Below are 25161 nucleotides of genomic sequence, written 5' to 3' on the forward strand. Positions count from 1 at the left end.
AAATTAATATTCTGTGTTGTTACCTTCTTGTTGTGTGCAAATTTCTTTCGCTGAAGATGTTCCTATTCTATCAACTCCTAAAGAAATCATTTTTAAAGCTGTTCTAAAATCTCTTACGCCACCCGCCGCTTTTATTTGCAATGGTTTTGCGTTTTCTGAAATCAATTTAATCGTCTCTAAAGTAGCACCGTTTGGTTTGTTCTGTTCAGTTTTAAAAAACCCTGTAGATGATTTTACAAACACTTTTTTAACTACCGTTTCATCAAAATTTGTGAGCACAATTTCTTTTATCAATTGTGAAATTACAATAATTTCTGCTGTTGATAAAGCGGCAACTTCTATAATAAATTTTACAACTTTATTGTTATCTAGACACAACTTTGTACATGCTATAACTTCTTCTTTTATCAAATTAATTTCACCTTGTTTAAAAGCTTTATAATTGATCACAAAATCGAGTTCATCTGCTTCTAAAAATATCGCTTTTTTAGCTTCCTCTAATTTATTTTCTATGGATGAATTTCCTTCTGGAAAATCAATAACAGTTCCTATTAAAACTTCTGAACTTGATTCTGAAAGTATTTTTTTTACTTCTTGAATGTATTTTGCACGAATCATAATCAATTTATACCGATACAAAATTGACTCATCAACTAAATCAAACACTTTCTGTTGATTTTCGACTTCCGAAATATTGGCTTGAGCTGCTGTTTTTAAATACGTAGCATCTAAATATTGATTGATTTTCATAGAATCAAAAATACAAAATAATGAACAACTTCGAGACAGCACAATCGGGGTACCAAAAAGAAATATCCTCTTAATATTTAGACCCATCGCAGCGGGATATTAAACCCAAGGTTTGGCTAGATACTGAAAACAAGTTCAGTACATGGAGCGGAATTATATTACCTGTCGGACAGTTAGGTTCAACTTATAATTTTGAATTCATAGCCTCGCAATTTTTTAAAATTGAGTTTCACTCATAAAAAACCAAACTAATAAGTTTTGTTTATAAATATAGACTCTAGCTTTCCATTTTCATAAGAATGGTAATTTCAACGGAAAAATAGTTGAAAATTATCGATACATTCCTTTAAATTAATCTACTCTAAAAGAAATTGGCAAAGTATATTTTACCTTAACCGCTTTATTTCTTTGCTTTCCTGGCGTAAATTTTGGTAGTTTTTCAATTAAATCTTGCGTTTCTTTTTTAAGTCGAAAATGTGGTGCTCGTATCTGAATATCCACAACATTCCCTTTATCATCAATAATAAATTGTGTACTAATTCTATATTTTCCAGAAAGCAAACCAATTTCATTTGCTATTTGCGCATTAAAATTACGCTGTACAAACTTGTTCATTTTTGTATCAAAACATCGTTTATTTTCTTCTCTTGATAAACCTTCACAACCCTTAAAAACAGGTGCATTTTCTATCAATATAAAAGGAACCGTTTCTAATGGTTCAGCATCTGCAGGTTCTTCTATAACCACAACTGAATCGATATCTAATTGAACCACATCTTCAGTAGGTTCATCTGGAATAATGGTTTCTACAATATCATTATCTCCTTTTTCGATAGGTGCATCGGGTATAAAAAAAACTGTTTTTGGAGTTATAACCTTTGCTTTAGGTTCTCTTACAAAAACAATTTCTTGGTCTGGAGAAATTGTAATAGCTCTTGGCGGATTAAAATCTACAATTGCCAAAGATTTTTCTAGTGTTTTGTGCTCTAAAGTCACATAGACGATAAAAAGCACTAGTACAAGTCCTAGTTGGGTAAAAATGGTTGAGAACTTCTCTAATTGTTTGCTCGGTAATTTTTTTACGTTTTTCATCTCTAGAAAGCTTTAAATGTTAAGACTTTGTTAAAACAAAGAACGTGCCATAAAACTCTAAAAACGTGTAATATACTGATTAGTACTCATTAATATCGGCTAAAGAAACAAGACGCTTCGCTTTTAGAACCAAGAAACAAGACTTGATTATAACTAACTTAAAACCAGAAAAAAGAATGAACTTTTTATTTTAAAATTAATTCAAAAACAAAGTATCATTTTAAAAACAAGTAAAAACCTTTAATTTTAAAAGAATTTATGAGCCTAAACTGTTTTTAATCGAACACTACTGAATATTAATATGTTATTTAAAAGGTTTATTTTATTTTCAGATGTTTCTCCGCAACTTTTTCTAGCTCATCATACCAATTTTGCCCAAATTTTCTAACCAACCCTTGTTTTACAAACTTATAAACAGGCACTTGCAACTCTTTTCCTAAAGAACAAGCATCGTCACAGATTTCCCACTTATGGTAGTTTACTGCAGAAAACTCGCTGTAATCTTTTACTCGAATAGGGTATAAATGACAAGAAACAGGCTTTTTCCAATCAATTTCTCCTTGATTATATGCCTCTTCAATTCCACACAAAGCAGTCTTTTTTTTATCAAATATTACATACGCACAATCTGCACCGTTAACCAAAGGTGTTTCTAGTTCGCCCCACTCACTAGTAACTGAAGTACCTTCTTTTTCAATAACGGCTATTCCTTCTTTTCTTAAAAAAGGTTTTAACTTCGGATATATTTCATCTAAAATCTTTGCTTCCTCTTTATCTAAAGGAGCACCCGCGTCGCCATCTACGCAGCAAGCGCCTTTACATGCAGATAAATTACACACAAAATCTTTCTCTATAATATCTTCTGAAACGATTGTTTTTCCTAGTTGAAACATTTTGCAAAAATAGTGATATTTTTTTCTCTTTTTTTACAATTTGCTAAAGTTAGTTGACTAATTTCGCAAAAAGTTTAAATAAAAAAAATGGAATTCAATTTCAAAGAAATAATAACTGCTTTTATGGTTTTATTTGCCGTAATCGACATTATCGGAAACATTCCCATCATTATAGATTTGCGTAAAAAGGTAGGTCATATTCAATCTGAAAAAGCATCTTTAATAGCTGGTGTTATTATGATTGTTTTCCTTTTTTTAGGACAAAGTTTATTAAGTTTAATTGGTATTGACGTAAACTCTTTTGCTGTTGCAGGTGCATTTATCTTATTCTTTATTGCTTTAGAAATGATTTTAGGAATTACTTTATACAAAGACGACGGCAATAGTGCTCCGATTACGGCAACTGTTTTTCCGCTGGCTTTTCCGTTAATTGCTGGTCCAGGTAGTTTAACAACGTTGCTTTCTTTAAGGGCAGAATTTGACATTCAAAATATTATTGTTGCTGTAGTTTTAAACGTAATATTTTTATATATTGTGTTAAAAACCTCTTCTAAAATAGAACGTTTAATAGGCCCTAGTGGTATTCAAATAATTCGTAAAGTTTTTGGCGTTATTTTATTGGCTATCTCTGTAAAACTATTTGCTCAAAACATAAAAATATTATTAATGTAAGATGATTTTTGATGCTTTAATTATTGGTGGTGGTGTTTCTGGAATGCAATGTGCTCTGGTATTAGGTTCTGCAAAAAACAAACCTTTTGCTTTTGATAAAAACATCGGAATTATAATGCATCAGCGAACCTCTCACCTAGAAAATGCCTTGTTTAATAATGTTTTGGGTTTAGCGCCAAAAACAACAGGAAAACAAATCTTAAAGCAAGGAAAAGAACAGTTATCGGCTTTATATCCGCATATTTCTCAAAAAGAAAATGAAAAAGTTGTATCGGTTCAAAAACATTCTAAAAATTATGAAGTAATCACAAATAAGCATGTTTATTACTCAAAAATAATAATTATTGCTTTGAATTACGCTAAACCTTTTACCATAAAAGGATTCGACGAGTTTTTGATTTCTCATAAAAAATCAAACCCCGAAAAAGATAGAATTCAGTTAAAAAATAAGAATCATTTTATTAAAACTGGCTTGTATTGTTCTGGCACCATTGCTGGGTGGCGAAGTCAGTTTGCAATTGCTGCCGGAAGTGGAGCTTCTGTTGCAACCGATATTCTTACACTTTGGAATGATGGAAATCACACCAAAATTCATGATAAAGTATGATATTCGTCATATTTTAACGTCCCTTTAATTTATACTTTTAAATACGTTTAAGAACTCGTAAAAAGTTCTCTAAACCTATTGGTATTTTACATATCAATTTATCGTTTTCCATAAACTTTAAAGATTTAAAAGATGTTACAAATTAAAAAAAATCCAAAAAAACAACTTGCTAATTTTAGTAAAATTTTTATGCAAATAGGGTTAGCACTTACCTTATTTATTGTGTATTCTATATTAGAATATAAAACGTTCGAAAAAGTTTCTACAGCAAATAATCGAGGCGAAGTACAGATGGTTTTTGAAATGACGGAAGACATCCCTATTGTGCCAATGCAACAAATTAAACCGACACAAACAAGTGCGCCACCGCCGCCATCACTAGATAATTTTAAAGTTGTAGAAGATGATGTTGCTGTTATTGAAACTGTTTTAGAGTCTACAGAAACTGATGAACATGAAATTGTTACCAATGCTTTAATAACTACTGATGACATTGTTGAGGTAGCAGAAGTTGAAGAAATTATTGAAGATATTCCGTTTCTACTAATTGAAGATGTGCCTATTTATCCTGGTTGTAAAGGAAATAACAAAGAATTAAAAGCATGTTTCACAAAAGAAGTAACCAAATACTTTGGTGAAAATTTTGATGTAGGATTGTCTACAGAATTAGGCTTACTTCCAGGTAAAAAAAGATTATTTGTAGTTTTTACGATTGATAAAAGCGGTAGCGTAATAAACATAAAAGTAAGAGGACCTCACCCTGCATTAGAGAAAGAGGTTACTGGCATTATTAATTCTTTACCAAAAATGACTCCAGGAAAACAGAGGGGAATACCTGTGGGCGTTAGTTACAGTCTTCCGATTACTTTTGAGGTTAGAGAGTAAAAAAACTGCTAAAATTATGTCTTTTACCTAAAATACATAAATTAAGAAAATTACCTATTAAATGAACCTAGAGTCATATGTACATTTGTAGTCTAGTACTTATAAGGTATTTGCAAACAGGTTAACTCCTAAAAAACATAAAACTATATAAGTACTGCTAACAAAAACATCAATTATATAGGTCCCCCGATATATTAGTAAGAAAATCTAAACTGTAATTATAGTTTAGCTTTTTCATTTTGATCAACTTTGTGAAAATTAGGACCATTATGTAGCGTAAAGAAACACCCTATTTCCTTTAAGGATTTTTAATGGTATCTATTAATTTATCAAAATCTTTAGCTTTATCAAAAAAAGCAAATGCACCAAGTTGCAAACATTTTTTCTCAAACGCGGTACTTATAGAAAAAACGAGAACTTTTGTTTTGTATTGCCTTTCTTTAATCCATTTTAATAGTTCTATACCATTTCCGTCCTGCAAGTTTAAATCGAGGATAATTAACTCAAACTGCACATCATTTAAAAAAGAAATTGCTTCTTGTAAAGACACTGCCAGTTTAAGATTTCTGACACCAACATAATCTTTTATTCCATCAGCAATACTCTCGCTAATAAAAGGATTGTCTTCTACTATTAATAAATTGTTTACTGTCGATTTCAAAATAATATGAACTATTTTAAATACAACTTTGGGGAATTATAAAATTAATAACTTTTCACCTAAACTTATATAGGCAAAATGCTTAAATATTTACTTCTAATAATTTTCTGTAAACAAGATAAAACTATGATTAAGAGTATAGAATTCTTAAATTTCTAAAGTGGTTAGTCCTTTTTGAATAGCGTATTTAGTCAATTCTGGTATGGTGTGTAAATCTATTTTCTGCATAATATTATTTCGATGAACATCAATAGTCTTCGGACTTAAAAATAAAATTTCTCCTATTTTTTTAGAAGATTTACCTTCTGCAATTAATTGTAACACCTCTTTTTCTCTAAAACTCAGCGGTGTTTTCTCTAAAGCTTCGCCTTTCTTTAACAAAATAAGATACTCTTGATTGATGTCTTTTGACAGATATTTTCTGTTTTGAACAACCGTGGTAATGGCAGTAATCAATTCATCAGCATCTCCATCTTTTAACAAATACCCAAAAGCACCTGCTTTAAACATTCCTTGAATAAATTGTTTGCCAGAATGCATAGAAAGGCCAATTATTTTTATGTCTGGGTGGTTTTTATGAATTTGTCTTGCTGCTTCTATACCATTTAAGTTAGGCATAGCAACATCCATAACAAATTACATTGGGCATTAATTTTGAGCATATTTTTATGGCCTCTCTGCCATCAGAAGCCTCACCAATAATGTGCATATTAGCTCTCTGCTCAATAATATTTCTCAAACCATCGCGAAGCAACTTATGATCATCTACCAATACTATTTTTATTTCATTTGAATTACTCATATTCCTAAAGGTATAAAAAAATTAACTGTGGTACCTGTATTTAATTCTGATGCTATAATAAATTTCCCTTGTATGTTTCGTAAACGTTCTTGAACCGTGAACAAACCAAAACCAGAACCTGAATGGTTATGGTTTTTCAATACCGAAGTATCAAATCCGTCGCCATTATCTGTAATTAAAATATAAATTCCGAGTTCATTTTTATCCAAATCTAACGTTATTAAAGATGCATTGGCATATTTTATAATATTATTAATGACTTCTTGTATACTTCTATACAAGAAAATCGATTTTACATCGTCTAGTTTCATGCTCGTTACATTGCTAATCAGCCTGCACTCAATCTTGTGATTCGCCTCTACCTCTTCTAGCAACCAACTTAATGCATCAATAATACCGAGTTGATAAAGTACTGGCGGAGAAAGTTCATAGGTAATTTTACGACTGTTTTCTAAAGCTTCGGAAATATGTGTTTCAATAAATTTTAAATCTTCGGTAATCTCTTTTAACTGTGGATTTTTTTTAAGCTGATTAATTTTCATTTTCGAAATTACTAAAGACTGACTCAAGTGGTCGTGTATATTTGTAGCAATTTCTTTTTTTTGTTTTTCTTCTATTAAGGTAATTTCTGTGGTTAGTTTCTGAAGTGATGTTTGATATTCTTGAATCTCTTGCTTTGCAACCACCCATTGCGTAACATCTCTCGCCGAGGTAACAAAATAACTAATTTCTTTAGCTACATAAACGGGAGATGATAAAAATTCTAACCAAACAAAATGGCCATCTTTATGACGAATTCTAAACGAAAAAGCCTCTATAATTTCACCACTAAAAAAATTTCCCTTCATTGCGTCTTTTAAAGACTGAATATCATCTTTATGAACAATGCTAAAAACCTGTTTGCGCAGAAAGTCTGTTTGTTCATACCCTAATAAGTTTTTTATAGAAGGGCTAATGTACTTAAAAGTACTATCTGGCTCTTGCAAACAAATTAAATCATTAGAATGACCTGTTAAAATTCGATACATCTCTTCAGCTTTTTCAATTTGATCCATTGCCTTTTTTTGCGAGGTAATATCTTGCGTTGTTCCTACCAAACCTGCAACTTCGCCATTATTACCCAATACCGTTTGACCAATGGCTCTTATTATTTTTTGCTCACCACTTAAAAGGCAAATTCTATGTTCAATATCATATGGTGTACCTGCACTAATAGCTTCGTTAACAACACTATTAAATAATTCTTGATCATCAATATGAATTCGATTAACCAAATCATCAAATTCAGGAGCACCTTTCTTTGGGTCGAAACCCCAAATATGAAACGTTTCATCAGACCACTCTACTTCTTTTGTTAAAGGATTAAATAACCAGCTGCCAACACGCGCTAATTTTTGAGCTTCCTTTAATCTATGTAAAGATTCTCTTTTTGCAGACTCGGCATCTTTTATACTTTGAATACTTTGAATACTAGCAGGTACTATTTTTTGTTCTATTGTTGATTGAGGAATAGGAATTGAAAACAATGCTAAAAACTCATTACCTTTTAAGGTTTTATAGTTTACTTCTGATGTAAATGTTTTCTTATGATTCCATATGGCCTCTACAAGGTTTATAAATACTTTATTTGCGTCTTCGGTAAATGTATCTTTTACTTTGGCTAAAAATTTTTTGCTACTTTTTGCCTCAAACAATTTTAAAGTAGCGCTATTTACATTGTTTACTTTTACTTTTACTTTTTCTAGCAGTGAAAACAACACCTCTGGGTTTTGTTCTAAATATCCTTTAATATTAGATATCTCTTTTTTTCTCAATTCGTCTATTTGTTTAAATACCAAACTTAAATCTTCATTCCAAATAGAAACGGTAGCGTTATCAAACAATCTTCTATAATTGTCTTTGGTCCTTTCATGTTCTTCTTCAATCTTTTTTCTCTCGGTGATATCCATAGTAACCCCGAAAACACTTCCTTCAGATTTTTTTTCTAACGCTACAAAATATAAAGTTCTTATTTCACCTGACGGACGATTTATTTTATACTCAAAAGGTATAAATGTATTATCATTCAGTAACCTGACAATAGATTGCTCTAATTTGCGAAATCCTTCAGGTAATATTTTTTCAGTTACATTTTTATAAGAAGGAAAAAAACTTTCTTTAGTGACTCCATAAATGTCATACATTTCATCAGACCATTCTTCACTGCCCCCGACTAGATCCCAATTCCAACTTCCAATATGACTTAATTTTTGCGCATGATTTAAGGCATTGTTTAAGTCATACAGTCTTTCGTTTTTATAGTCTAACGCCTTTTCTATTAATTTGCTTTGGGTAATATCTTGGCCTGTACCAGACAAACCTATTACGCTATTATCTTTATCTTTTATAACCCTACCTCTTGAAATTATATGTTTTATAGCGCCGTTTGAAGTGTAAATATCTAGCTCTAAATCATAAGGGTTTCGTGTTCAAAACAATTGATAACTGCTTGGTCTAATATTGCAAAACTCTCTTCTGCTTACAGTAGTGCATGCTCCGAATAATCTGGTGCCCCTAATTTAAGTGAACGTTCAAAAATATGAAACATTTCTTTTGACCAGATTACCTTTCCTGTTTCAAAACTATACTCCCAACTTCCTAAATGCCCTAATTCTTGTGCCTCGTTTAAGGCTTTGTTTAAATTATGAAGTCTTCTGTTTGTAAGATCTAATTCATTTTGCTGTATTTTTTTTTCGTAATATCTTGGGAGACTCCTCTTCTACCAATAATTTCATTTTTATCATTGTATAAGGGTTCTGCTATATTTCGTATCCAACGCTTTTCGTTTTTTAAATTAGTTCCTAGTAACTCCAGATCAAAAGGAACTCCCTTATCAGCAAGCGTTGCTTCTGCTTCCATAAGCTTATTTCTGGATTCTTCATTAAAAAAAGTGTAAAATAGTGCAAGCTCTGGCGCACCTTCTCTTGGGTCAGTGCCATAAATTTGGTGAATAGTATCCGACCAACTAATTGCCTCCGTTTGCTTGTCATAGGCCCAATAGCCTATTTTAGCCATTCTACCCGCTTCTTTTAGTGAGTATTCATTCTCCTCTACTAATTCTAAGGTAGTTTGAATTTTTTGTTTAGAAAGTTCTAATTCTTCTGCTCGCTTCTCTTTCTCTTCATTCTGAAAGGCAAGTTCTTTATTCGCTATGCTTAATTCTTCGGCTCGTTTCTCTTTCTCTTCATTTTGAAATAGAAGCTCTTTATTAGCAATAAAAAGTTCGTCTGCTCGTTTTTCTTTCTCTTGGTTCTGAAAAGCAAGCTCTTTATTAGCGATACTTAATTCGTCTGCTCGTTTTTCTTTCTCTTCATTTTGATAGAGAAGTTCTTTATTGGCAAAAGCCAACTCGAGTTGTACATTTTTAGAATCTGTGATATTCTGTAGAACACCCCTTCTTCCAATAATTTCATTTTGTTCGTTGTATACAAGATGTACTGCGTTTCGCACCCAAACCTCTTCCTTTTTTAGATTGATTAATTTCAATTCTATATCATAAGGAATGCGCCTCGAGCTTAAATTTATTGTGGCTTGTGCTAACTTTTCTTGAGATTCTTTATCATAAAATTTTATAATTTCTTTTCTTGATGGTATTCCATCTTTTATATCTAATCCATATACCTGATAAACATATTCAGACCAAGTAAAAGCATCATTTGCAATGTGATATTCCCAGTACCCAATTTTAGCTACTTTACTGGTCTGTTTTAAAGAGTATTCCTTTTTTTCTAACAGATCTAAAGAGGTTTGCATTTTCTGTTTAGAAAACTCTAATTCATTTTGTACTATTTTAGAATCTGTAATATCCTGAAAAACACCTCTTCTACCAACAACTTCATTTTGTTCATTGTATACAGGTTGCACTACATTTCGTACCCAAATCTCTTTCTTTTCTAAATTGATTAATCTTAACTCTATATCATAAGCAATACCCTTCGAATCAAGATCTAGGGTAACTTTTGCCAGCTTTATTTGAGATTCTTTATCAAAAAATTTCACAAATTCTTTTCTAGTAGGAGGTCCATTTTTTGAATCTAATCCCAAAATATAATAAAGATATTCAGACCATATAATGTTTTGAGTTGCACTCTCATATTCCCAATAGGCAATTTTAGCCAACTTACTCAACTCTCTTAAAGAGCGTTCACTTTTTACTAAAAGTTCTAAAGAGTTCTGCATTTTTTCCTTTGCAGCTTCTCTTTGCGTAATATCTCTTGCAGAAATAGCAAAATAGTTAACTTCTTTCTCTTTATAAATAGGAGCCGCTAAAAACTCTAACCAAACATAATGCCCTTCTTTATGACGAACTCTAAACGAAAAGGCTTCTACAACTTTACCACTAAACTCTCGCAGTTTCATTGCCTCTTTTAAAGGCTCAAGATCATCTCTATGAACTATATGAAATACTTGTTGCCCTAAAAGATCTGCTTGTTCATACCCCAATAAATTTTTTATAGACGGACTAATATATTTAAAAGTACTGTCTGGTTCGTTTAAGCAAATTAAATCTTTAGAATGATCAGCCAATAGACGATACATCTTTTCGACTTTTTCAATTTTACGCCTTGCTCGTTTTTGTTCTGTAATATCTTGTAAAACTCCTCTTCTGCCAGTAACTTCATCTTTATCATTGTAAACAGGTTCTCCAATATTTCGTATCCAACGTTTTTCATTTTTAAAATTGGTAATCTCTAACTCAATATCATAAGAAACCTCATTATTAACAAGATTTTCTGTGGCTAGCGTAAGTTTATTTGCTGCTTCTTCATTAAAAACACTAGTAATTACTCCTATTTCTGGCACATCTTCCTTATAATCGAGACCCCAAATTTCGTAAACTGCTTTAGACCAGGTAATTATTTCATATTGCTTATCATACTTCCAATATCCTATTTTCGCCATTCTACCGGCTTCTTTTAAAGAGTATTCACTTTCTTCAACCAACTGAAGAGTAGCTTGAATCTTTTTTTTAGAAACTTCTAATTCTGCTGTTCGTTTATCTTTCTCTTTAATTTGAAATAAAAGTTTCTTATTCGCAAGCGCTAATTCTTCTGCTCGTTTTTCTATCTCTTCACTTAAAAGAAGCAGCTCTCTATCTGCAAGAATTAACTCTTCCGCTAGTTTCTCTTTCTCTTCGCGTTGAAAAGCAAGTTTCTCATCGGCAAGAACTAATTCCGCTGCGAGTTGCTCTTTCTCTTTGTGTTGAATAAAAAGTTCCTTATCTGCAATTACTAATTCTTCGGCGCGTTTTTCCTTTTCTTCTTGCTGATAAATGAGTTCCTTATCAGCAATTACTAGCGCTTCTGCACGCTTCTCGATTCCTTCGCTTTGAGTGATTATTTTTTTCTTCTTGCTGATAAATGAGTTCCTTATCAGCAATTACTAATTCTTCGGCACGCTTCTCGATTCCTTCGCTTTGATTGATTATCTTTTTCTTTGCAATCGATAATTCTTCCGCACGCTTTTCTTTCTCATTAATTTGAAAACTAATTCTCTTATTTGCTAATGATAGTTCTACAGCTCGTCTCTCGTTCTCTTCATTTTGAAAAGCGAGCTCTCTGTCTACAATCACTAATTCTTCAGCTCTTTTTCCTTTCTGTTTATTTTGAAAAGCAAGCTCCTTGTTGGCAATAATCAATTCACCTGCTCGTTCTTCTTTATCTTTATTTTGTTGTTCCTTTTCTTGTTCAGCAATTTTACGCAAATGTATATCTCGGCATACTTTAACGAGTTCTACCACATCTCCATTTTCGTTTCTAACCGGATAAATATATTCCGAAAACCACTTTGTTTCCCCTAACCAATCTAATAGCACTTCTATCGTTTCACTGGTACCTGTTTCGGCTACTTTTTTAAATGTATTTAAAAGTTTAGTAGAAGTCTCGTGATTAAAAAGATCGCCAGGCATTTTTCCTACAATATCTTTAGAAGTTATATCGTAGCGTGATGGGCCATTATAATAAAGGTATTCTCCTGAAGGGTTATGTATTGTAATCATGTCTTCAGATGCTTGTAACAACATATTAAAACGACCTTCATTTTGCCGTAACTTACTTTCTGATTTTAATTCAGCGATCAGTTTTTCTAAATCCTTATATGTTGGCTTTTTGTTTGACATTATATGGTATTAAAATATGGGTTGTGTCCTCTTAATTTAATTGTGCAAAATATTGTTTCTTCTAAATAAGTGTAGTCGGCTAATTTTTCTCTGTCATTCGCACACTCCTTTGTGCACAGAGAAAGCTCTTTATAAAAAAACAAAATATCTCTTAAAACATAAGAAATATGCCAAAACAATACTTGTAACCATTGAGATGATTCTATGCAGAAAAAAAATTTTATAAGATATAAAAGAGACATCTAAATAATGAGCGTGCTAAGCAAGCAACTAAAGTAGTTTGCAAAAATAAGAGCATTATTTGATTATAATTCATAGCTAAAGATAGGGTTTAAAATATGAGATTTACATCATCTTATTTTATAATATATTTTTATTCTACCTTTTAAAAATAATGTGGTTAATATCCTTATTTACAATTAATACCGTTATTTTTAAATAAAGAAGCGCATAACATTTATGAATTACGGGTCAAATAGAGACTAATAAAATAGCCGTTTTTTAAAATAAACAATTCTTTGGGTACTGCTATCGAAGTATTTTGATAGTTCGAAACTCCTATTAATTAAATTCACTATTTAACCAAAAAAAAGAAGTTAAAAGGATACTTTAAGTACGCTATAAATTTAATAGGAATAACATTTTAAGCAAAAACAATAGAAAAGAGCATGGATGTAAGAAAATATCACTTAGAATGCACCCCTTATTATCCATATCAGAACAAAACTTTGAAGTCGTCGTTTAGACTAAAGTTAGCTACTTTACTTTAGCCATCATCCGCCAAAGAAACCAATGTTGTATGCCTTCTAACCCCAATTTAACTTTATAAAGTCATAAAAAAATAACAAACATCTTTTTAGGTTTATGAAAACGCACTAGCATACTTTTCAAAAATATTCGACAGGCTCAAATTGATATACCCTAAGAGAATCATTTTTATAAAAAATACTGAAATCAAAATTGTACGTAATACCCTTCATTTAAAAATTAACCTGCTGTAACGCGTGTATAGTGCTTTTGAAACGTTAGAAAAAAGAAAAATCTAGCTATATAGCTAGATTTTTCTTTATTTTTAAAACAATATACAATTACTCTACAGTAACAGATTTTGCTAAATTTCTTGGTTGATCTACGTTTTTATTCAACATTACCGCAATATGATACGATAAAAGTTGAAGAGGAATAGTAGTTAACAAAGGAGTTAATGCTTCTTCGGTGTCTGGCACTTCAATTACGTGATCTGCAATATCTCTTACCTGTGTATCTCCTTCTGTAACAATCGCGATAATTTTACCTGCTCTAGATTTAATTTCTTGAATATTACTCACCACTTTTTCGTAGTGCCCTTTGTTGGTAGCAATAACAAAAATTGGCATATTTTCATCGATTAAAGCAATAGGACCGTGTTTCATTTCTGCTGCAGGATATCCTTCTGCATGGATATAAGAAATTTCTTTTAACTTTAAAGCACCTTCTAAAGCTACTGGAAAATTAAACCCTCTTCCTAAATACAAACAGTTTGTAGCGTCTTTATAAACCGCTGCAATACTTTTAACGTGCTCATCAATTTCTAACAACTTCTCTATTTGTTTAGGAATTAACGACATTTTTTGGATGTAGTTTTTAAAAGAATCATCAGACAAAGATCCGTTTGCCTTTCCTAATTTTAAAGCGATTAAAGTTAAAACGGTAATCTGTGTTGTAAATGCTTTTGTAGATGCAACCCCTATTTCTGGTCCTGCATGCGTGTAAGCTCCCGAATGTGTTTCTCTAGCAATAGAAGAACCTACTACATTACAAACACCATACACAAATGCCCCTTTAGATTTCGCTAATTTAATAGCGGCTAATGTATCTGCTGTTTCACCTGATTGTGAAATTGCAATTACTACATCTTTACTCGTAACAATCGGGTTTCTGTATCTGAATTCTGAAGCGTACTCTACCTCAACAGGTATTCTAGCCATATCTTCAATAAGATATTCTCCTACTAAACCAGCATGCCAAGAAGTACCACAAGCAATGATAATAATTCTGTCGGCATTCAAAAATTTATCAAGATTGTCTTCTATACTACCCATCTTAATCATATTCTCTTCAGCAAGCATTCTACCTCTAAAAGTATCTGTAATTGCTTTAGGCTGCTCATGAATTTCTTTCAACATGAAATGATCATATCCACCTTTTTCAATTTGCTCTAGACTAATTTGAAGTTCTTGAATAATAGGATCTACCAGAGAATCGTCTTTAATTTTACGAACTCTTACTTCTTTTCCTAATTTGATAATTGCCATTTCTTCATCTTCTAAATAAATAGCATTTTTAGTATATTCTAAAAAAGGAGAAGCATCTGAAGCTACAAAAAATTCTTTATTATCCTCACCTACTCCAATTGCAATAGGACTTCCTAAACGTGCAACAACAATCTCGTTAGGTTTTGCTTTATCAAAAACAGTAATTGCATAAGCCCCAACAACATTTGTTAATGCTAATTGAACTGCTTTACCTAGTTTACAGCCTTCTGTTTTTTTAACCTCTTCGATTAAATTTATTAAGACTTCGGTATCAGTATCACTTTTAAACGTATAACCTCTCGTAATTAATTCTTTTTTAATGGTATCGTAATTTTCAATAATTCCATTATGAACAATCACTAATTCACCAGATTGTGAATAATGAGGATGTGAATTTACATCGTTAGGAACACCATGTGTAGCCCAACGTGTATGACCCATTCCTATATTTCCTGCTTTTCTCTCTTCTTCTTGGTTGGTAATAAATTCTAAATCCGAAACTTTTCCTTTCGTTTTAGTGAGATACATTTTCTCTCCATCATACATCATTATACCAGAACTATCATACCCTCTATACTCTAGTCTTTTTAATCCGTTTATGACTATTGGATAAGCTTCTCTATGACCTATATACGCTGAAATTCCACACATATTTTTTTTTGTTTTTTGGTTAGTGCATTTGTTTAGTTTTTTTCTGAATAGGATATCAGTAACACCGCTTTTTTTACTCCATTTTGGGGAGCGTCATTAAAAAGTGTTACCGCTTTTGGGTTCCAGCTATTATTTCTAAAAACTAGATCACCACCCGATCCAGGAGGGTCAGAGGGATTATAAGCTTTCAATTTTAAAATTGACTCATATTTAGTTTCTCCGTTTAAAATATTTGAAATATAATCTGTTAGTTTAAACGTATATTTTTCTTTTTTACCAGTAGCATCTCTTGACAAGAAACCACCGATACCGCCAAAAGCTGCTTCGGTTGTTGCGTCTGTTATTTGGGTAAAACTAGGGTTTGAAACATTTTTATCGCTCTTATACAAATACAATCTATCTGGAACATGTGTTGTATCTGCAGACTGATTTATATAAAAAGTTAAAGTTGCATCATTAATTAACCAATTATTAGCTGCTAATTCATCTATTTTACTTTGATCAAACAGAGTAATAGTACCTTCACTACCAGCGGTTCCTTGCACTATAATTTCATTATTTACAGGATATACTTTATCCTCCATTTTAAACGTATTTATCTTAAAACCAGATAAAGGAAAACTGTTATTTCTAGAAATAGTATCTAAAACTTTTGTAGTACCAAGCTCTAAAACCGTATTTGTGTAATAAATTTCTAGAGATGGTATCAAATCAATATTACGGTTGTTAAAATTAAATGAGGTCAGAGAACCCTCATCCCCCGTTGCTTCTATAATTAATCCTCTAAAATATTCATTAAATACGTTTTGCGAAGCAAACTCGCCTGTTTCATATTTGTCTAAGAATAAGGTTTTAAATTTATCTTTATCCAACGGAATTCTAGCAAAAGGAATTGGAACTGTGCTTGTCACTGCGTTAAAAAGTTTTAACGTATCGTTATCTGCTAATGAATCATCATACAATCGTCTCTTAATAACAACCATTGTGTCGTTTTCACTTGGTATAAAAGGAAAATCTATTTGTGTGTTTAATGCGCTTCCCATTTTTTCGAAAACGGCATTAGATTGATAGCTATTTACTTTTGATGGATCTGCCGGATTGTAAAAATTTATAAACGTATTAGACCTGTAAACATTTAGCTTAAAAGGTTTGCTCTTATCACCAAAAATAGAATCTATTTTATATTTATTATTAGCTTGTAAGGTTACTTGGTAAGGTAATTTTAAAAATACAGTATCTATTTTAGTCACTACTGTTGTTGTATCTGAACCGTAATTAACACCTTCTAAAACGTTTAAACTTGTAGGTATCGAAATTTGAGAAACAACAGATGCCTCAATTTTTTCATAATCTGGGCTCGCGTAAACACCCAATAAATATTGAGCAAGTGGCCTTGAGATATTATCTGATTGAATACTTTCTAAAGGACTATTTTCTGCAATAACATCTACCGAAGTAGCAGCTGTGTTAAACTTGGTATTGGTAATTACATTAGATTCTACATCTGTAAAATCTTTTTCACAAGATATAATTGTTATAAATAAAGATGCTGCAGTTACTATGTAAACACTCTTTCTGAAAAAATTTTTCACTTAAAAATAATTATTTAGTTGCTAATAAATCTGTATAAAAATTCAAATAAGATTCTTTTAAGTTCTCTACTTGATATTCTAAAACTGGTATTTCTTTTTCGGCTATAAAAGAACTTAATTCTTCGTCAATTGTTTCACTTCCGTGAATAATTGCATCAGAATTTTCGATTGCACTCTTTAAGATATTAGTATGACTCGGAATTTGTACTGTCGCAATTTTATCTGACTTATGAAGATCAAACTTTATTTTTTCTGCTAAGTCCGCATTTAAATTACCTTCAAAACCTTTACTATATATAGAAGTAACTATTTTACTTTCTATAAATAGTGGCTCTTCTTTATAAAACTCTCTTAAATACAATGGCAATAAAGAAGCAAGCCAACCATGAATATGAATCACATCGGGTGCCCAATTCAGTTTTTTTACAGTCTCTACAACTCCTTTAGCAAAGAAAATAGCTCTTTCATCATTATCATCAAATAATTGATCATCCTCATCTGTAAAAACAGCTTTCCTTTTAAAATACTCTTCATTATCAATAAAGTAAACCTGCATTCTTTCTTTAGGAATAGAAGCAACTTTAATGATTAATGGCATATCTATGTCATTCACGACAAGATTCATTCCAGAAAGACGAATTACCTCATGTAATTGATGTCTTCTTTCATTAATTACGCCATATCTTGGCATAAAAATACGGGTTTGAACACCTTTAGAATGGGCGTTTTTAGCTGAAATAAAAGCTGTAGAAGACAGCTCTGTTTCGGGTAAATAGGGCACAACTTCAGATGATACAAATAAAATTCTCTTGTCTTTCATTAAATCAAACTCTTTTATAAGAAGCGCAAAAGTACAAATTTTTATACTAGTATGATGTTAAATTGGTAAGTTTGCAAACTTTATACAGTTATGTACTATGATCATTTTTACAGAAAAAATAGCCTTAAAAGTTTATTTATCAAACATTAAAGCTCAAAACAAAACCATTGGTTTTGTGCCAACCATGGGAGCTTTGCATGAAGGTCATTTGTCTTTAATTAAAAAGGCGCAACAAAAAAACGACCTTATAGTGGTTAGTATTTTTGTGAATCCTACGCAATTTGATAAGCCAGAAGACTTAATAAAATACCCTAAAACTATTAAAAATGATATTGAATTATTAGAATCTGTTTCTTGTGATGTACTTTTTAATCCTTCTGTAAAAGAAATTTATAATAATCATATTGTTTCAGAAAAATTCGATTTTGATGGATTAGAGCATAAGATGGAAGGAGAATTTAGAGAGGGTCATTTTAACGGTGTTGGCACGGTTGTAAAAGCATTATTTGAAATTATTGAACCAAACAAGGCTTACTTTGGTCAAAAGGATTTTCAACAATTACAAATCATTAAAAAAATGGTAGAAAAACATCACCTAAAAATAAAAATTAAAGGGTGTACCATATTCAGAGAACAAGATGGTTTAGCAATGAGCTCAAGAAATGTAAGATTAACGGCAGCGCAAAGAAAAGCTGCTCCGTTTATCAACAAAACGTTAAAAAAAGTATCTGAAAAATTTGGCACACAAAGTGCTGATTCTATTGTTCTCTGGGTTAAAGATCAATTTAAAAACCAGCCTTTATTAACTTTAGAATATTTTACAATTGCAGATGAAAAAACGCTAAAAACAATAGAAATCAAAGAATCTAACAAAAAATACCGCGCTTTTATTGCCGTATTTGCATCAGAAATAAGATTGATTGATAACCTTCGATTAAAACGTTAATCATACATAAAAAAAATAGTATTTTTGTAAGATGTTAGTTCAAGTTGTAAAATCAAAAATCCATCGTGTAAAAGTTACAGGTGCAGATTTAAATTATATAGGAAGCATTACCATTGACGAAGATTTAATGGATGCAGCGGGCATTATTGAAGGCGAACGTGTACAAATTGTGAATAACAATAATGGCAATCGTTTAGAAACCTATGCCATTCCAGGTCCACGTAAAAGTGGCGAAATTACGCTCAATGGCGCAGCAGCAAGACTTGTTGCCGTTGGCGATGTTTTAATTTTAATTGTATATGCTTTTATGGAGCTAGAAGAAGCAAAAAAATTTAAGCCCTCTTTGGTTTTCCCGAACGAAAAAGATAATACACTTACATAATTTTGAATATAAAAAAAGTTTTAAAAATAATAACACCTCTTATTTTAGGAGGTTTTTTAGTTTGGTATTCGCTCACAATCGTATCTCCAGAAGAACTAGTTCAGTACTTTAAAAGTGCTAATTATTGGTGGATTGCTTTGGGGTTACTTTTTGGTATTTTAAGCCATTTATCAAGAGCGTATAGATGGAAATTTCTATTAGAACCTTTAGGCTACAAACCTAGATTTATCAACTCTACTTTAGCCGTTTTAGTTGCTTATTTAATGAATATTTTTTTACCAAGAGCGGGCGAAGTTACAAGAGCTGCCGTGATGACCAACTACGAAAAAATTCCTTTTGAAAAAGGCTTTGGCACTATTGTGGCAGAAAGAATTGCCGATTTAGCAATGATGTTAATCGTTGTAAGTATCACCCTTTTTATACAATTCGATTTTATTTGGAATTTAATCACCAAAGATTTTAATCCCGTAAAAACATTTGGTTCTATAGCATTGGTAATTCTATTTTTTACAGGATTTATAATGTATATCAAAAAAGGTAAATCAAAATTCTCTTTAAAATTAAAAGGATTTTTTCTAGGTTTAAAAGAAGGCGTAACGAGCATCTTTAAAATGAAGAATAAATGGGCTTTTATAGTCCATACTATTTTTATTTGGGTAATGTATATTGCTATGTTTTGGGCAACCATACCTGCCGTAGATGGTTTAGAAGTACCTTTGGGCGGAATTTTAATTGGCTTTATTGCCGGTGCATTTTCTATTGCCGCAACCAACGGTGGCGTAGGTTTATATCCTGTTGCAGTGGCTAGTGCTTTATCCCTTTTTGGCATTGATAAGGTTACAGGCAATGCTTTTGGATGGATTATGTGGACCTCACAAACAGCCATGATTATCGTTTTTGGAGGCTTGGCATTTTTAATACTTCCTATTTATAATAAGAATAAGTAATTTTTTGGGCGTTACTTTATCCTGATAAAAATCAGAATAAAGTCGCGCTTTCCACTATATCTTTTTGTAAAAAAACAAAAAGGATGCCGTTTCAATCACTAACGCAGTTTATTAATAATTTAAAGCTATTTAGTCAACTTTATTTATTTTTAAAATCCTTATATTTGAGTAGCTACTGATTATACTCAAAATGAAAAGCACCTTAATTATTTTACTCACTCTTATTTTACTTAATTGTTCAGCTAAAAAAGAAGATTTAGACATCATTCATTTACCTCTAAAAGAAGTAAACGGATTTGGCTCTTTCAAAAAATCTTTTTCTGTGTTACCTTGGAACTCATCAGAAAAAGCAGCACAAGAAACCAAAGGAATCCCAAAAGATTGGCAAGAATTTTATGTAAACCAAATTTGGTTGGATGCATTTCAAACCGTTTATCCAGAATTTGTAAAACAAGGATTTAGTGAATCTAAATTTAACAAAAGGTACGCTACATGGACTAAAAACCCACATCAAAGAAAACTCTCTAAAAAACCAATTAACAGCTATGTGAATCTTGTTTTTAGAGAAAATAATGAAGGAATTATTGAATATATTTTAGACACCAACAACAATAAAGATTTTTCTGATGAAGAAATCAGAACTCCACTAAAAGTTGATGATCATTTTAACTATTCACTACCCGTAAAAAAGGCACCTTTTGTGGCGTATGAATTGAACACAAATAATAAGGTTTTAAATAAAAAAGTAAAAGTTTTAATTCTAGTAAATTCAAAGAACAATTTAGCCTATAGCTTTCCTCAAGTTTTTGAAACTTCATTTCTAGATAAAAAAATTCAGGTAAGTCATGGTTTTGCCAACGTAACTTTTGATGAAAAATCATCACTTATTATTGATGACAAAAAAGAAGAAATTGGCCTATATGAGCTCATAAAAATTGACAGTACTATTTATAAAAATCTTGGTATAAACATCAAGAACAATACACTAATCTTACAGCGCTTACCAAAAAATAAAGAACTATTTTCTACAAGTGTCGGTTACAAAGCAATTCCTTTTAAAATTAAAAAACTAAATGCTATAGATTCTATTTCCCTTTTAGATTACAGCGGTAAATTTCTTTACATAGATTTCTGGGGAACTTGGTGCGCACCTTGTTTAACCGAAATCCCAACAATCTGCGATGCTTATGAAAAAACCTCTAGAAAAGATATTGAGTTTTTAGGAATTGCAGTTCACGATACAAAAGAAAAACTTGAAAGTAGCATTCAAGATTTTAGCATTAAGTATCCTCAAGCTTTAGAAAGTGATTCAAAAAATTTAAAAAAGAAGTATAATATAATCAGTTTTCCAACCACTTTTTTAATTGATAGAAAAGGAAAAATTGTTGCTAAAAATCTAAAAGGAGAAAAATTATTAGACTCACTTAATTATTATATCAAGAATTATGAGGACTAATTTTAATGAATTTTGATTTTCACTAATTTTAAAACCGCATATTAAAATTTTATCTTTGATCAAAAGCAAGCTTTATGGACATAAACGAAAAAAGAATAGCATTATCAAAATGGATTCTTGAAACGGATGAAAACGTTTTAAACGAAGTAGAAGCTATTTATGACATTTATAGTGATGAAATCTCTAATGAACATAAAAAAATTTTAGACAAAAGATTAAAAAATCACGAAAAAAACCCAACGAGTGGTAAAAATTGGAACGATATAAAGGCTAATTTATCTTTAAAATATGGAGTTTAATGTAATCATTAAACCGGAAGCTGAAAAAGAACTTATTGAAACTTTAAAATGGTATGATTTCAAAAAAGACAAATATAGGTGCTCAACTGTATCTAGAGATTTCAAAAACTATAGAAGCCATTAAAGAAAATCCAAATTCATTCCAAAAGTGTTATAAAAATTTCAGAATAGTATTTACAAAAAGATTTCAGTACGGAATTCATTACACAATTGAAAATCAAAACTATTTTAATTCACGCAATTCTGCATACTAGTCAGAATATTCGAAATTAAAATAGTATAAATAGTCACTTTATGTATTAATATACTTTGTAACTTTGTTACTTTAAAATTTTGCAACTAAAATAAATGTCAAAAACCAAAACAACTTTTTTCTGTCAAAATTGTGGAACCCAGCATGCAAAATGGGTTGGGCAATGCGGTGCTTGTAAAGAATGGAATACCATTGTAGAAGAAGTAATTCAGAAAGAAGAAAAACGAGTTTGGAAACAAGCTACAACCGCAAAACAACGAATAAACAAACCTTTAAAAATTGCGGATATTCAGTTAAATCCCGAAGAAAGAGTTGTTACTAATAACAACGAATTAGATACTGTTCTTGGTGGCGGATTGGTAAAAGGCTCTGTAACCCTTTTGGGTGGCGAACCCGGCATCGGTAAATCGACTTTATTATTACAAGTTGCTTTAAATATTAGGCAGAAAGTTTTGTATGTTTCTGGTGAAGAAAGTCAGTCTCAAATAAAAATGCGGGCAGAAAGATTACAAGCAAACAATTCTAACTGTTTAATTCTTACAGAAACGAACACGCAACAAATCTTCAAAAACATAGAAGAAACCGAACCAGAAGTTTTGGTAATAGACTCTATACAAACACTACACACAAGTTCTATAGACGCCTCTCCTGGTAGCATTTCTCAAATAAGAGAAACTGCTGCAGAATTGATTAAATATGCCAAAGAAACTGCCACTCCGGTTTTATTAATAGGCCACATAAACAAAGACGGAAACATTGCTGGTCCGAAAATTCTAGAACACATGGTCGATGTTGTTTTACAGTTTGAAGGCGACAGAAATCATACTTACAGAATTTTAAGATCTCAAAAAAATAGGTTTGGTTCTACATCAGAACTAGGCATTTACGAAATGCTTTCTACCGGATTGAGAGAAATCTCAAATCCGTCTGAAATACTAATTTCTAAAAAAGACGCAGATTTAAGCGGCACGGCAATTGCATCTACGTTAGAAGGTATTCGCCCTTTAATGATCGAAATTCAAGCCTTGGTTTCTACTGCAGTTTATGGAACTCCGCAACGATCAACAACGGGTTACAATTTAAAACGTTTAAACATGATTTTGGCTGTTTTAGAGAAAAGAGCGGGTTTTAAATTGGGTGCAAAAGATGTGTTTTTAAATATTACTGGCGGTATTAATGTTGATGACCCCGCAATAGATTTGGCGGTTGTTGCGGCTATATTATCATCTAATCAAGATGTTGCTATCAATCCGAATGTGTGTTTTGCAGCAGAAGTTGGCTTGGCAGGAGAAATAAGACCCGTTTCTAAAATTGATCAACGTATTTTAGAAGCCGAAAAATTGGGGTACAAAACCTTTGTTGCCTCAAAATACAACAAAATATCATCTAAAAATCACGGGATTCAATTGGTCTTGGTAGGGAAAATTGAAGAAGCGTTTGCAACCTTGTTTGCTTGATGATTATTGCGAAGAATTGTCACATAGTTTTTCTTCATTCAATCTTTCTCCATTCAGTTCTTTCCACACAGTTTGTCTTTTCGACCGCAGGGAGAAACGACATAACGTTATCCAACTTTGTGTTCCTTTCTTTATGAAATTTCTCCTTTATTGCATTTAACAAAGTTTGTATTGTTTCTGTTTAATTCTTATCTTTAAGAAAAAATGCTAAACCCTCAAAAAGGATTCCACAGTTATTACGTTTATATCATAACAAATAAATACCGTTCTACTTTTTATATTGGAGTAACAAATAATTTAAAAGAGCGTTTACTTCAGCATAAAATGAATATAGTTGAAAGAAAGAAAACGTTTGCAGCTAAATATAATATTGAATTTTTAGTCTTTTATGAAAAATATACTTGGATACAAATGGCAATTGCAAGAGAAAAGGAGTTAAAAAAATGGAGACGCGATAAAAAACTAGCGATTATAAGAGAAATGAATCCTTCTTTTGCCTTTTTGAATAGTGAATTTGATTAGAAGAGTTTTGTGTTCATTTCTTTATGAGATTTCTCTTTCGTCTAAATGAAACGGTTTTGGAAAAGCGACACGATTGCGGTGTTTTTGTGTGTTTATTCGATTATTACGAACAATTGCCATACAGTTTTTCTCCATTCAATCTTTCTCCATTCAGTTCTTCCCACACAGTTTTCCCACACAGTTTGTCTTTTCGACCGCAGGGAGAAATCACATAACGTTATCCAACTTTGTGTTATCTTCTTTATGAGATTTCTCCTAGCGTCGAAATGACACGGTTACTGGGTAATTGACACGGTTTTGGAAAAGCGACACGATTGCGGATTTTTTATGAGTTTGTTCGATTATTACGAAGAATTGCCATACAGTTTTTCTCCCTTCAATCTTTCTCCATTCAGTTCTGCCCAAGCAGTTCTGCCCAAGCAGTTTTCCCACACAGTTTGTCTTTTCGACCGCAGGGAGAAATCACATAACGTTATCCAACTTTGTGTTATCTTCTTTATGAGATTTCTCCTAGCGTCGAAATGACAAGGTTACTGGGTAATTGACATGGTTATGAAAAAGTGACACGATTGCGGTGTTTTTATGAATTTATTCGATTATTACGAAGAATTGCCATACAGTTTTTCTCCATTCAATCTTTCTCCATTCAGTTCTGCTCACGCAGTTTTCCCGCACAGTTTGTCTTTTCGACCGCAGGGAGAAATCACATAACGTTATCCAACTTTGTGTTATCTTCTTTATGAGATTTCTCCTAGCGTCGAAATGACACGGTTACTGGGTAATTGACACGGTTTTGGAAAAGCGACACGATTGCGGATTTTTTATGAGTTTGTTCGATTATTACGAAGAATTGCCATACAGTTTTTCTCCCTTCAATCTTTCTCCATTCAGTTCTGCCCAAGCAGTTCTGCCCAAGCAGTTTTCCCACACAGTTTGTCTTTTCGACCGCAGGGAGAAATCACATAACGTTATCCAACTTTGTGTTATCTTCTTTATGAGATTTCTCCTAGCGTCGAAATGACA

Annotated in this window: 22 protein-coding genes; 10 read left to right on the forward strand and 12 right to left on the reverse strand. The window is 31.8% G+C overall.

Annotated elements, in window-relative coordinates; translation table 11 throughout:
• Positions 1-3 precede the first annotated feature (3 nt).
• From deoC to ES044_RS03315, 3 genes are all read right to left on the reverse strand, one after another.
• On the reverse strand, positions 4-750 hold the full coding sequence (gene deoC / locus ES044_RS03305) for a deoxyribose-phosphate aldolase (protein WP_147119692.1): 747 nt from the start codon (positions 748-750) through the stop codon (positions 4-6).
• Between the two features lie 351 nt (positions 751-1101).
• Positions 1102-1842, reverse strand: coding sequence for an energy transducer TonB (locus tag ES044_RS03310; RefSeq protein WP_147119693.1), 741 nt, complete (start codon positions 1840-1842; stop codon positions 1102-1104).
• A gap of 317 nt (positions 1843-2159) precedes the next feature.
• Complete coding sequence (locus ES044_RS03315; protein WP_147120267.1) at positions 2160-2735, reverse strand: DUF3109 family protein; 576 nt, start codon at positions 2733-2735, stop codon at positions 2160-2162.
• Between the two features lie 87 nt (positions 2736-2822).
• Here ES044_RS03315 and ES044_RS03320 point away from each other — a divergent pair, with 87 nt between their 5' ends.
• The 3 genes from ES044_RS03320 to ES044_RS03330 all read left to right on the forward strand — a co-directional run bounded on the left by ES044_RS03320 (position 2823) and on the right by ES044_RS03330 (position 4899).
• Positions 2823-3407 carry a MarC family protein gene (locus ES044_RS03320; protein WP_147120268.1) on the forward strand — a complete coding sequence of 195 codons (585 nt, stop codon included), beginning with the start codon at positions 2823-2825 and terminating at the stop codon, positions 3405-3407.
• Position 3408: 1 nt separating this feature from the next.
• Positions 3409-4014, forward strand: a complete 606-nt coding sequence (locus ES044_RS03325; RefSeq protein ID WP_147120269.1) for an FAD-dependent oxidoreductase — start codon at positions 3409-3411, stop codon at positions 4012-4014.
• Between the two features lie 132 nt (positions 4015-4146).
• On the forward strand, positions 4147-4899 hold the full coding sequence (locus ES044_RS03330) for an energy transducer TonB (RefSeq protein ID WP_147120270.1): 753 nt from the start codon (positions 4147-4149) through the stop codon (positions 4897-4899).
• Positions 4900-5197: 298 nt separating this feature from the next.
• On the opposite strand, the gene ES044_RS03335 is transcribed toward ES044_RS03330, so the two are convergent.
• The 9 genes from ES044_RS03335 to ES044_RS03370 form a co-directional block, all read right to left on the reverse strand.
• Positions 5198-5560 (reverse strand): response regulator, encoded by a 363-nt coding sequence (locus ES044_RS03335; RefSeq protein WP_189663316.1) that lies wholly within the window; start codon positions 5558-5560, stop codon positions 5198-5200.
• A 147-nt stretch (positions 5561-5707) separates the two neighbouring features.
• Positions 5708-6190 carry a LuxR C-terminal-related transcriptional regulator gene (locus ES044_RS19185; protein ID WP_262712561.1) on the reverse strand — a complete coding sequence of 161 codons (483 nt, stop codon included), beginning with the start codon at positions 6188-6190 and terminating at the stop codon, positions 5708-5710.
• Complete coding sequence (locus ES044_RS19190) at positions 6171-6362, reverse strand: response regulator transcription factor (protein WP_262712562.1); 192 nt, start codon at positions 6360-6362, stop codon at positions 6171-6173. The genes ES044_RS19185 and ES044_RS19190 overlap by 20 nt, the downstream gene beginning before the upstream one ends.
• Entirely contained in the window at positions 6359-8719 is a 2361-nt protein-coding gene (locus ES044_RS03345) for a PAS domain-containing protein (RefSeq protein WP_147120272.1), read from the reverse strand. Before ES044_RS03345 ends, ES044_RS19190 begins: the two co-directional genes overlap by 4 nt.
• A 349-nt stretch (positions 8720-9068) precedes the next feature.
• Entirely contained in the window at positions 9069-11780 is a 2712-nt protein-coding gene (locus ES044_RS03350; RefSeq protein WP_147120273.1) for a bifunctional diguanylate cyclase/phosphodiesterase, read from the reverse strand.
• On the reverse strand, positions 11686-12519 hold the full coding sequence (locus tag ES044_RS03355; protein ID WP_147120274.1) for a PAS domain-containing protein: 834 nt from the start codon (positions 12517-12519) through the stop codon (positions 11686-11688). Before ES044_RS03355 ends, ES044_RS03350 begins: the two co-directional genes overlap by 95 nt.
• A 1088-nt stretch (positions 12520-13607) precedes the next feature.
• Positions 13608-15464: a glutamine--fructose-6-phosphate transaminase (isomerizing) gene (gene glmS / locus ES044_RS03360; RefSeq protein WP_147120275.1), complete on the reverse strand. Its 1857-nt coding sequence runs from the start codon at positions 15462-15464 to the stop codon at positions 13608-13610.
• A gap of 32 nt (positions 15465-15496) precedes the next feature.
• A complete protein-coding gene (locus ES044_RS03365) occupies positions 15497-17056 on the reverse strand; it encodes a DUF4270 domain-containing protein (protein ID WP_147120276.1) in 1560 nt (519 codons plus the stop codon).
• 10 nt (positions 17057-17066) lie between these two features.
• Positions 17067-17876, reverse strand: coding sequence for a glycogen/starch synthase (locus tag ES044_RS03370; RefSeq protein WP_147120277.1), 810 nt, complete (start codon positions 17874-17876; stop codon positions 17067-17069).
• A 97-nt stretch (positions 17877-17973) separates the two neighbouring features.
• Between ES044_RS03370 and panC the strand changes: the two genes are divergently transcribed.
• From panC to ES044_RS03405, 7 genes are all read left to right on the forward strand, one after another.
• Positions 17974-18822 carry a pantoate--beta-alanine ligase gene (gene panC, locus ES044_RS03375; RefSeq protein WP_147120278.1) on the forward strand — a complete coding sequence of 283 codons (849 nt, stop codon included), beginning with the start codon at positions 17974-17976 and terminating at the stop codon, positions 18820-18822.
• 31 nt (positions 18823-18853) lie between these two features.
• Complete coding sequence (gene panD / locus ES044_RS03380; protein ID WP_147120279.1) at positions 18854-19204, forward strand: aspartate 1-decarboxylase; 351 nt, start codon at positions 18854-18856, stop codon at positions 19202-19204.
• A 2-nt stretch (positions 19205-19206) separates the two neighbouring features.
• The gene (locus ES044_RS03385) at positions 19207-20151 is read left to right on the forward strand and encodes a YbhN family protein (protein ID WP_147120280.1); all 945 of its coding nucleotides are present in this window, start codon (positions 19207-19209) and stop codon (positions 20149-20151) included.
• 190 nt (positions 20152-20341) lie between these two features.
• The gene (locus tag ES044_RS03390; RefSeq protein WP_147120281.1) at positions 20342-21607 is read left to right on the forward strand and encodes a TlpA family protein disulfide reductase; all 1266 of its coding nucleotides are present in this window, start codon (positions 20342-20344) and stop codon (positions 21605-21607) included.
• A 74-nt stretch (positions 21608-21681) separates the two neighbouring features.
• Positions 21682-21906, forward strand: coding sequence for an addiction module protein (locus tag ES044_RS03395; protein WP_147120282.1), 225 nt, complete (start codon positions 21682-21684; stop codon positions 21904-21906).
• Positions 21907-22254: 348 nt separating this feature from the next.
• On the forward strand, positions 22255-23616 hold the full coding sequence (radA, locus tag ES044_RS03400) for a DNA repair protein RadA (protein ID WP_147120283.1): 1362 nt from the start codon (positions 22255-22257) through the stop codon (positions 23614-23616).
• Between the two features lie 204 nt (positions 23617-23820).
• The gene (locus ES044_RS03405) at positions 23821-24138 is read left to right on the forward strand and encodes a GIY-YIG nuclease family protein (RefSeq protein ID WP_147120284.1); all 318 of its coding nucleotides are present in this window, start codon (positions 23821-23823) and stop codon (positions 24136-24138) included.
• Positions 24139-25161 lie beyond the last annotated feature (1023 nt).

Origin of the sequence: Polaribacter sp. IC066 (genome assembly GCF_007997085.1) — a bacterium.
In the GTDB taxonomy this organism is placed as follows: Bacteria; Bacteroidota; Bacteroidia; order Flavobacteriales; family Flavobacteriaceae; genus Polaribacter.

What these genes read in the sequence shown, in the direction of transcription:
- deoC (WP_147119692.1), bottom strand. Translation starts at nt 750, where the DNA reads ATGAAAATCAATCAATATTTAGATGCTACGTATTTAAAAACAGCAGCT.
- ES044_RS03310 (WP_147119693.1), bottom strand. Translation starts at nt 1,842, where the DNA reads ATGAAAAACGTAAAAAAATTACCGAGCAAACAATTAGAGAAGTTCTCA.
- ES044_RS03315 (WP_147120267.1), bottom strand. Translation starts at nt 2,735, where the DNA reads ATGTTTCAACTAGGAAAAACAATCGTTTCAGAAGATATTATAGAGAAA.
- ES044_RS03320 (WP_147120268.1), top strand. Translation starts at nt 2,823, where the DNA reads ATGGAATTCAATTTCAAAGAAATAATAACTGCTTTTATGGTTTTATTT.
- ES044_RS03325 (WP_147120269.1), top strand. Translation starts at nt 3,409, where the DNA reads ATGATTTTTGATGCTTTAATTATTGGTGGTGGTGTTTCTGGAATGCAA.
- ES044_RS03330 (WP_147120270.1), top strand. Translation starts at nt 4,147, where the DNA reads ATGTTACAAATTAAAAAAAATCCAAAAAAACAACTTGCTAATTTTAGT.
- ES044_RS19185 (WP_262712561.1), bottom strand. Translation starts at nt 6,190, where the DNA reads ATGGATGTTGCTATGCCTAACTTAAATGGTATAGAAGCAGCAAGACAA.
- ES044_RS19190 (WP_262712562.1), bottom strand. Translation starts at nt 6,362, where the DNA reads ATGAGTAATTCAAATGAAATAAAAATAGTATTGGTAGATGATCATAAG.
- ES044_RS03355 (WP_147120274.1), bottom strand. Translation starts at nt 12,519, where the DNA reads ATGTCAAACAAAAAGCCAACATATAAGGATTTAGAAAAACTGATCGCT.
- glmS (WP_147120275.1), bottom strand. Translation starts at nt 15,464, where the DNA reads ATGTGTGGAATTTCAGCGTATATAGGTCATAGAGAAGCTTATCCAATA.
- ES044_RS03370 (WP_147120277.1), bottom strand. Translation starts at nt 17,876, where the DNA reads ATGAAAGACAAGAGAATTTTATTTGTATCATCTGAAGTTGTGCCCTAT.
- panC (WP_147120278.1), top strand. Translation starts at nt 17,974, where the DNA reads ATGATCATTTTTACAGAAAAAATAGCCTTAAAAGTTTATTTATCAAAC.
- panD (WP_147120279.1), top strand. Translation starts at nt 18,854, where the DNA reads ATGTTAGTTCAAGTTGTAAAATCAAAAATCCATCGTGTAAAAGTTACA.
- ES044_RS03390 (WP_147120281.1), top strand. Translation starts at nt 20,342, where the DNA reads ATGAAAAGCACCTTAATTATTTTACTCACTCTTATTTTACTTAATTGT.
- ES044_RS03395 (WP_147120282.1), top strand. Translation starts at nt 21,682, where the DNA reads ATGGACATAAACGAAAAAAGAATAGCATTATCAAAATGGATTCTTGAA.
- radA (WP_147120283.1), top strand. Translation starts at nt 22,255, where the DNA reads ATGTCAAAAACCAAAACAACTTTTTTCTGTCAAAATTGTGGAACCCAG.
- ES044_RS03405 (WP_147120284.1), top strand. Translation starts at nt 23,821, where the DNA reads ATGCTAAACCCTCAAAAAGGATTCCACAGTTATTACGTTTATATCATA.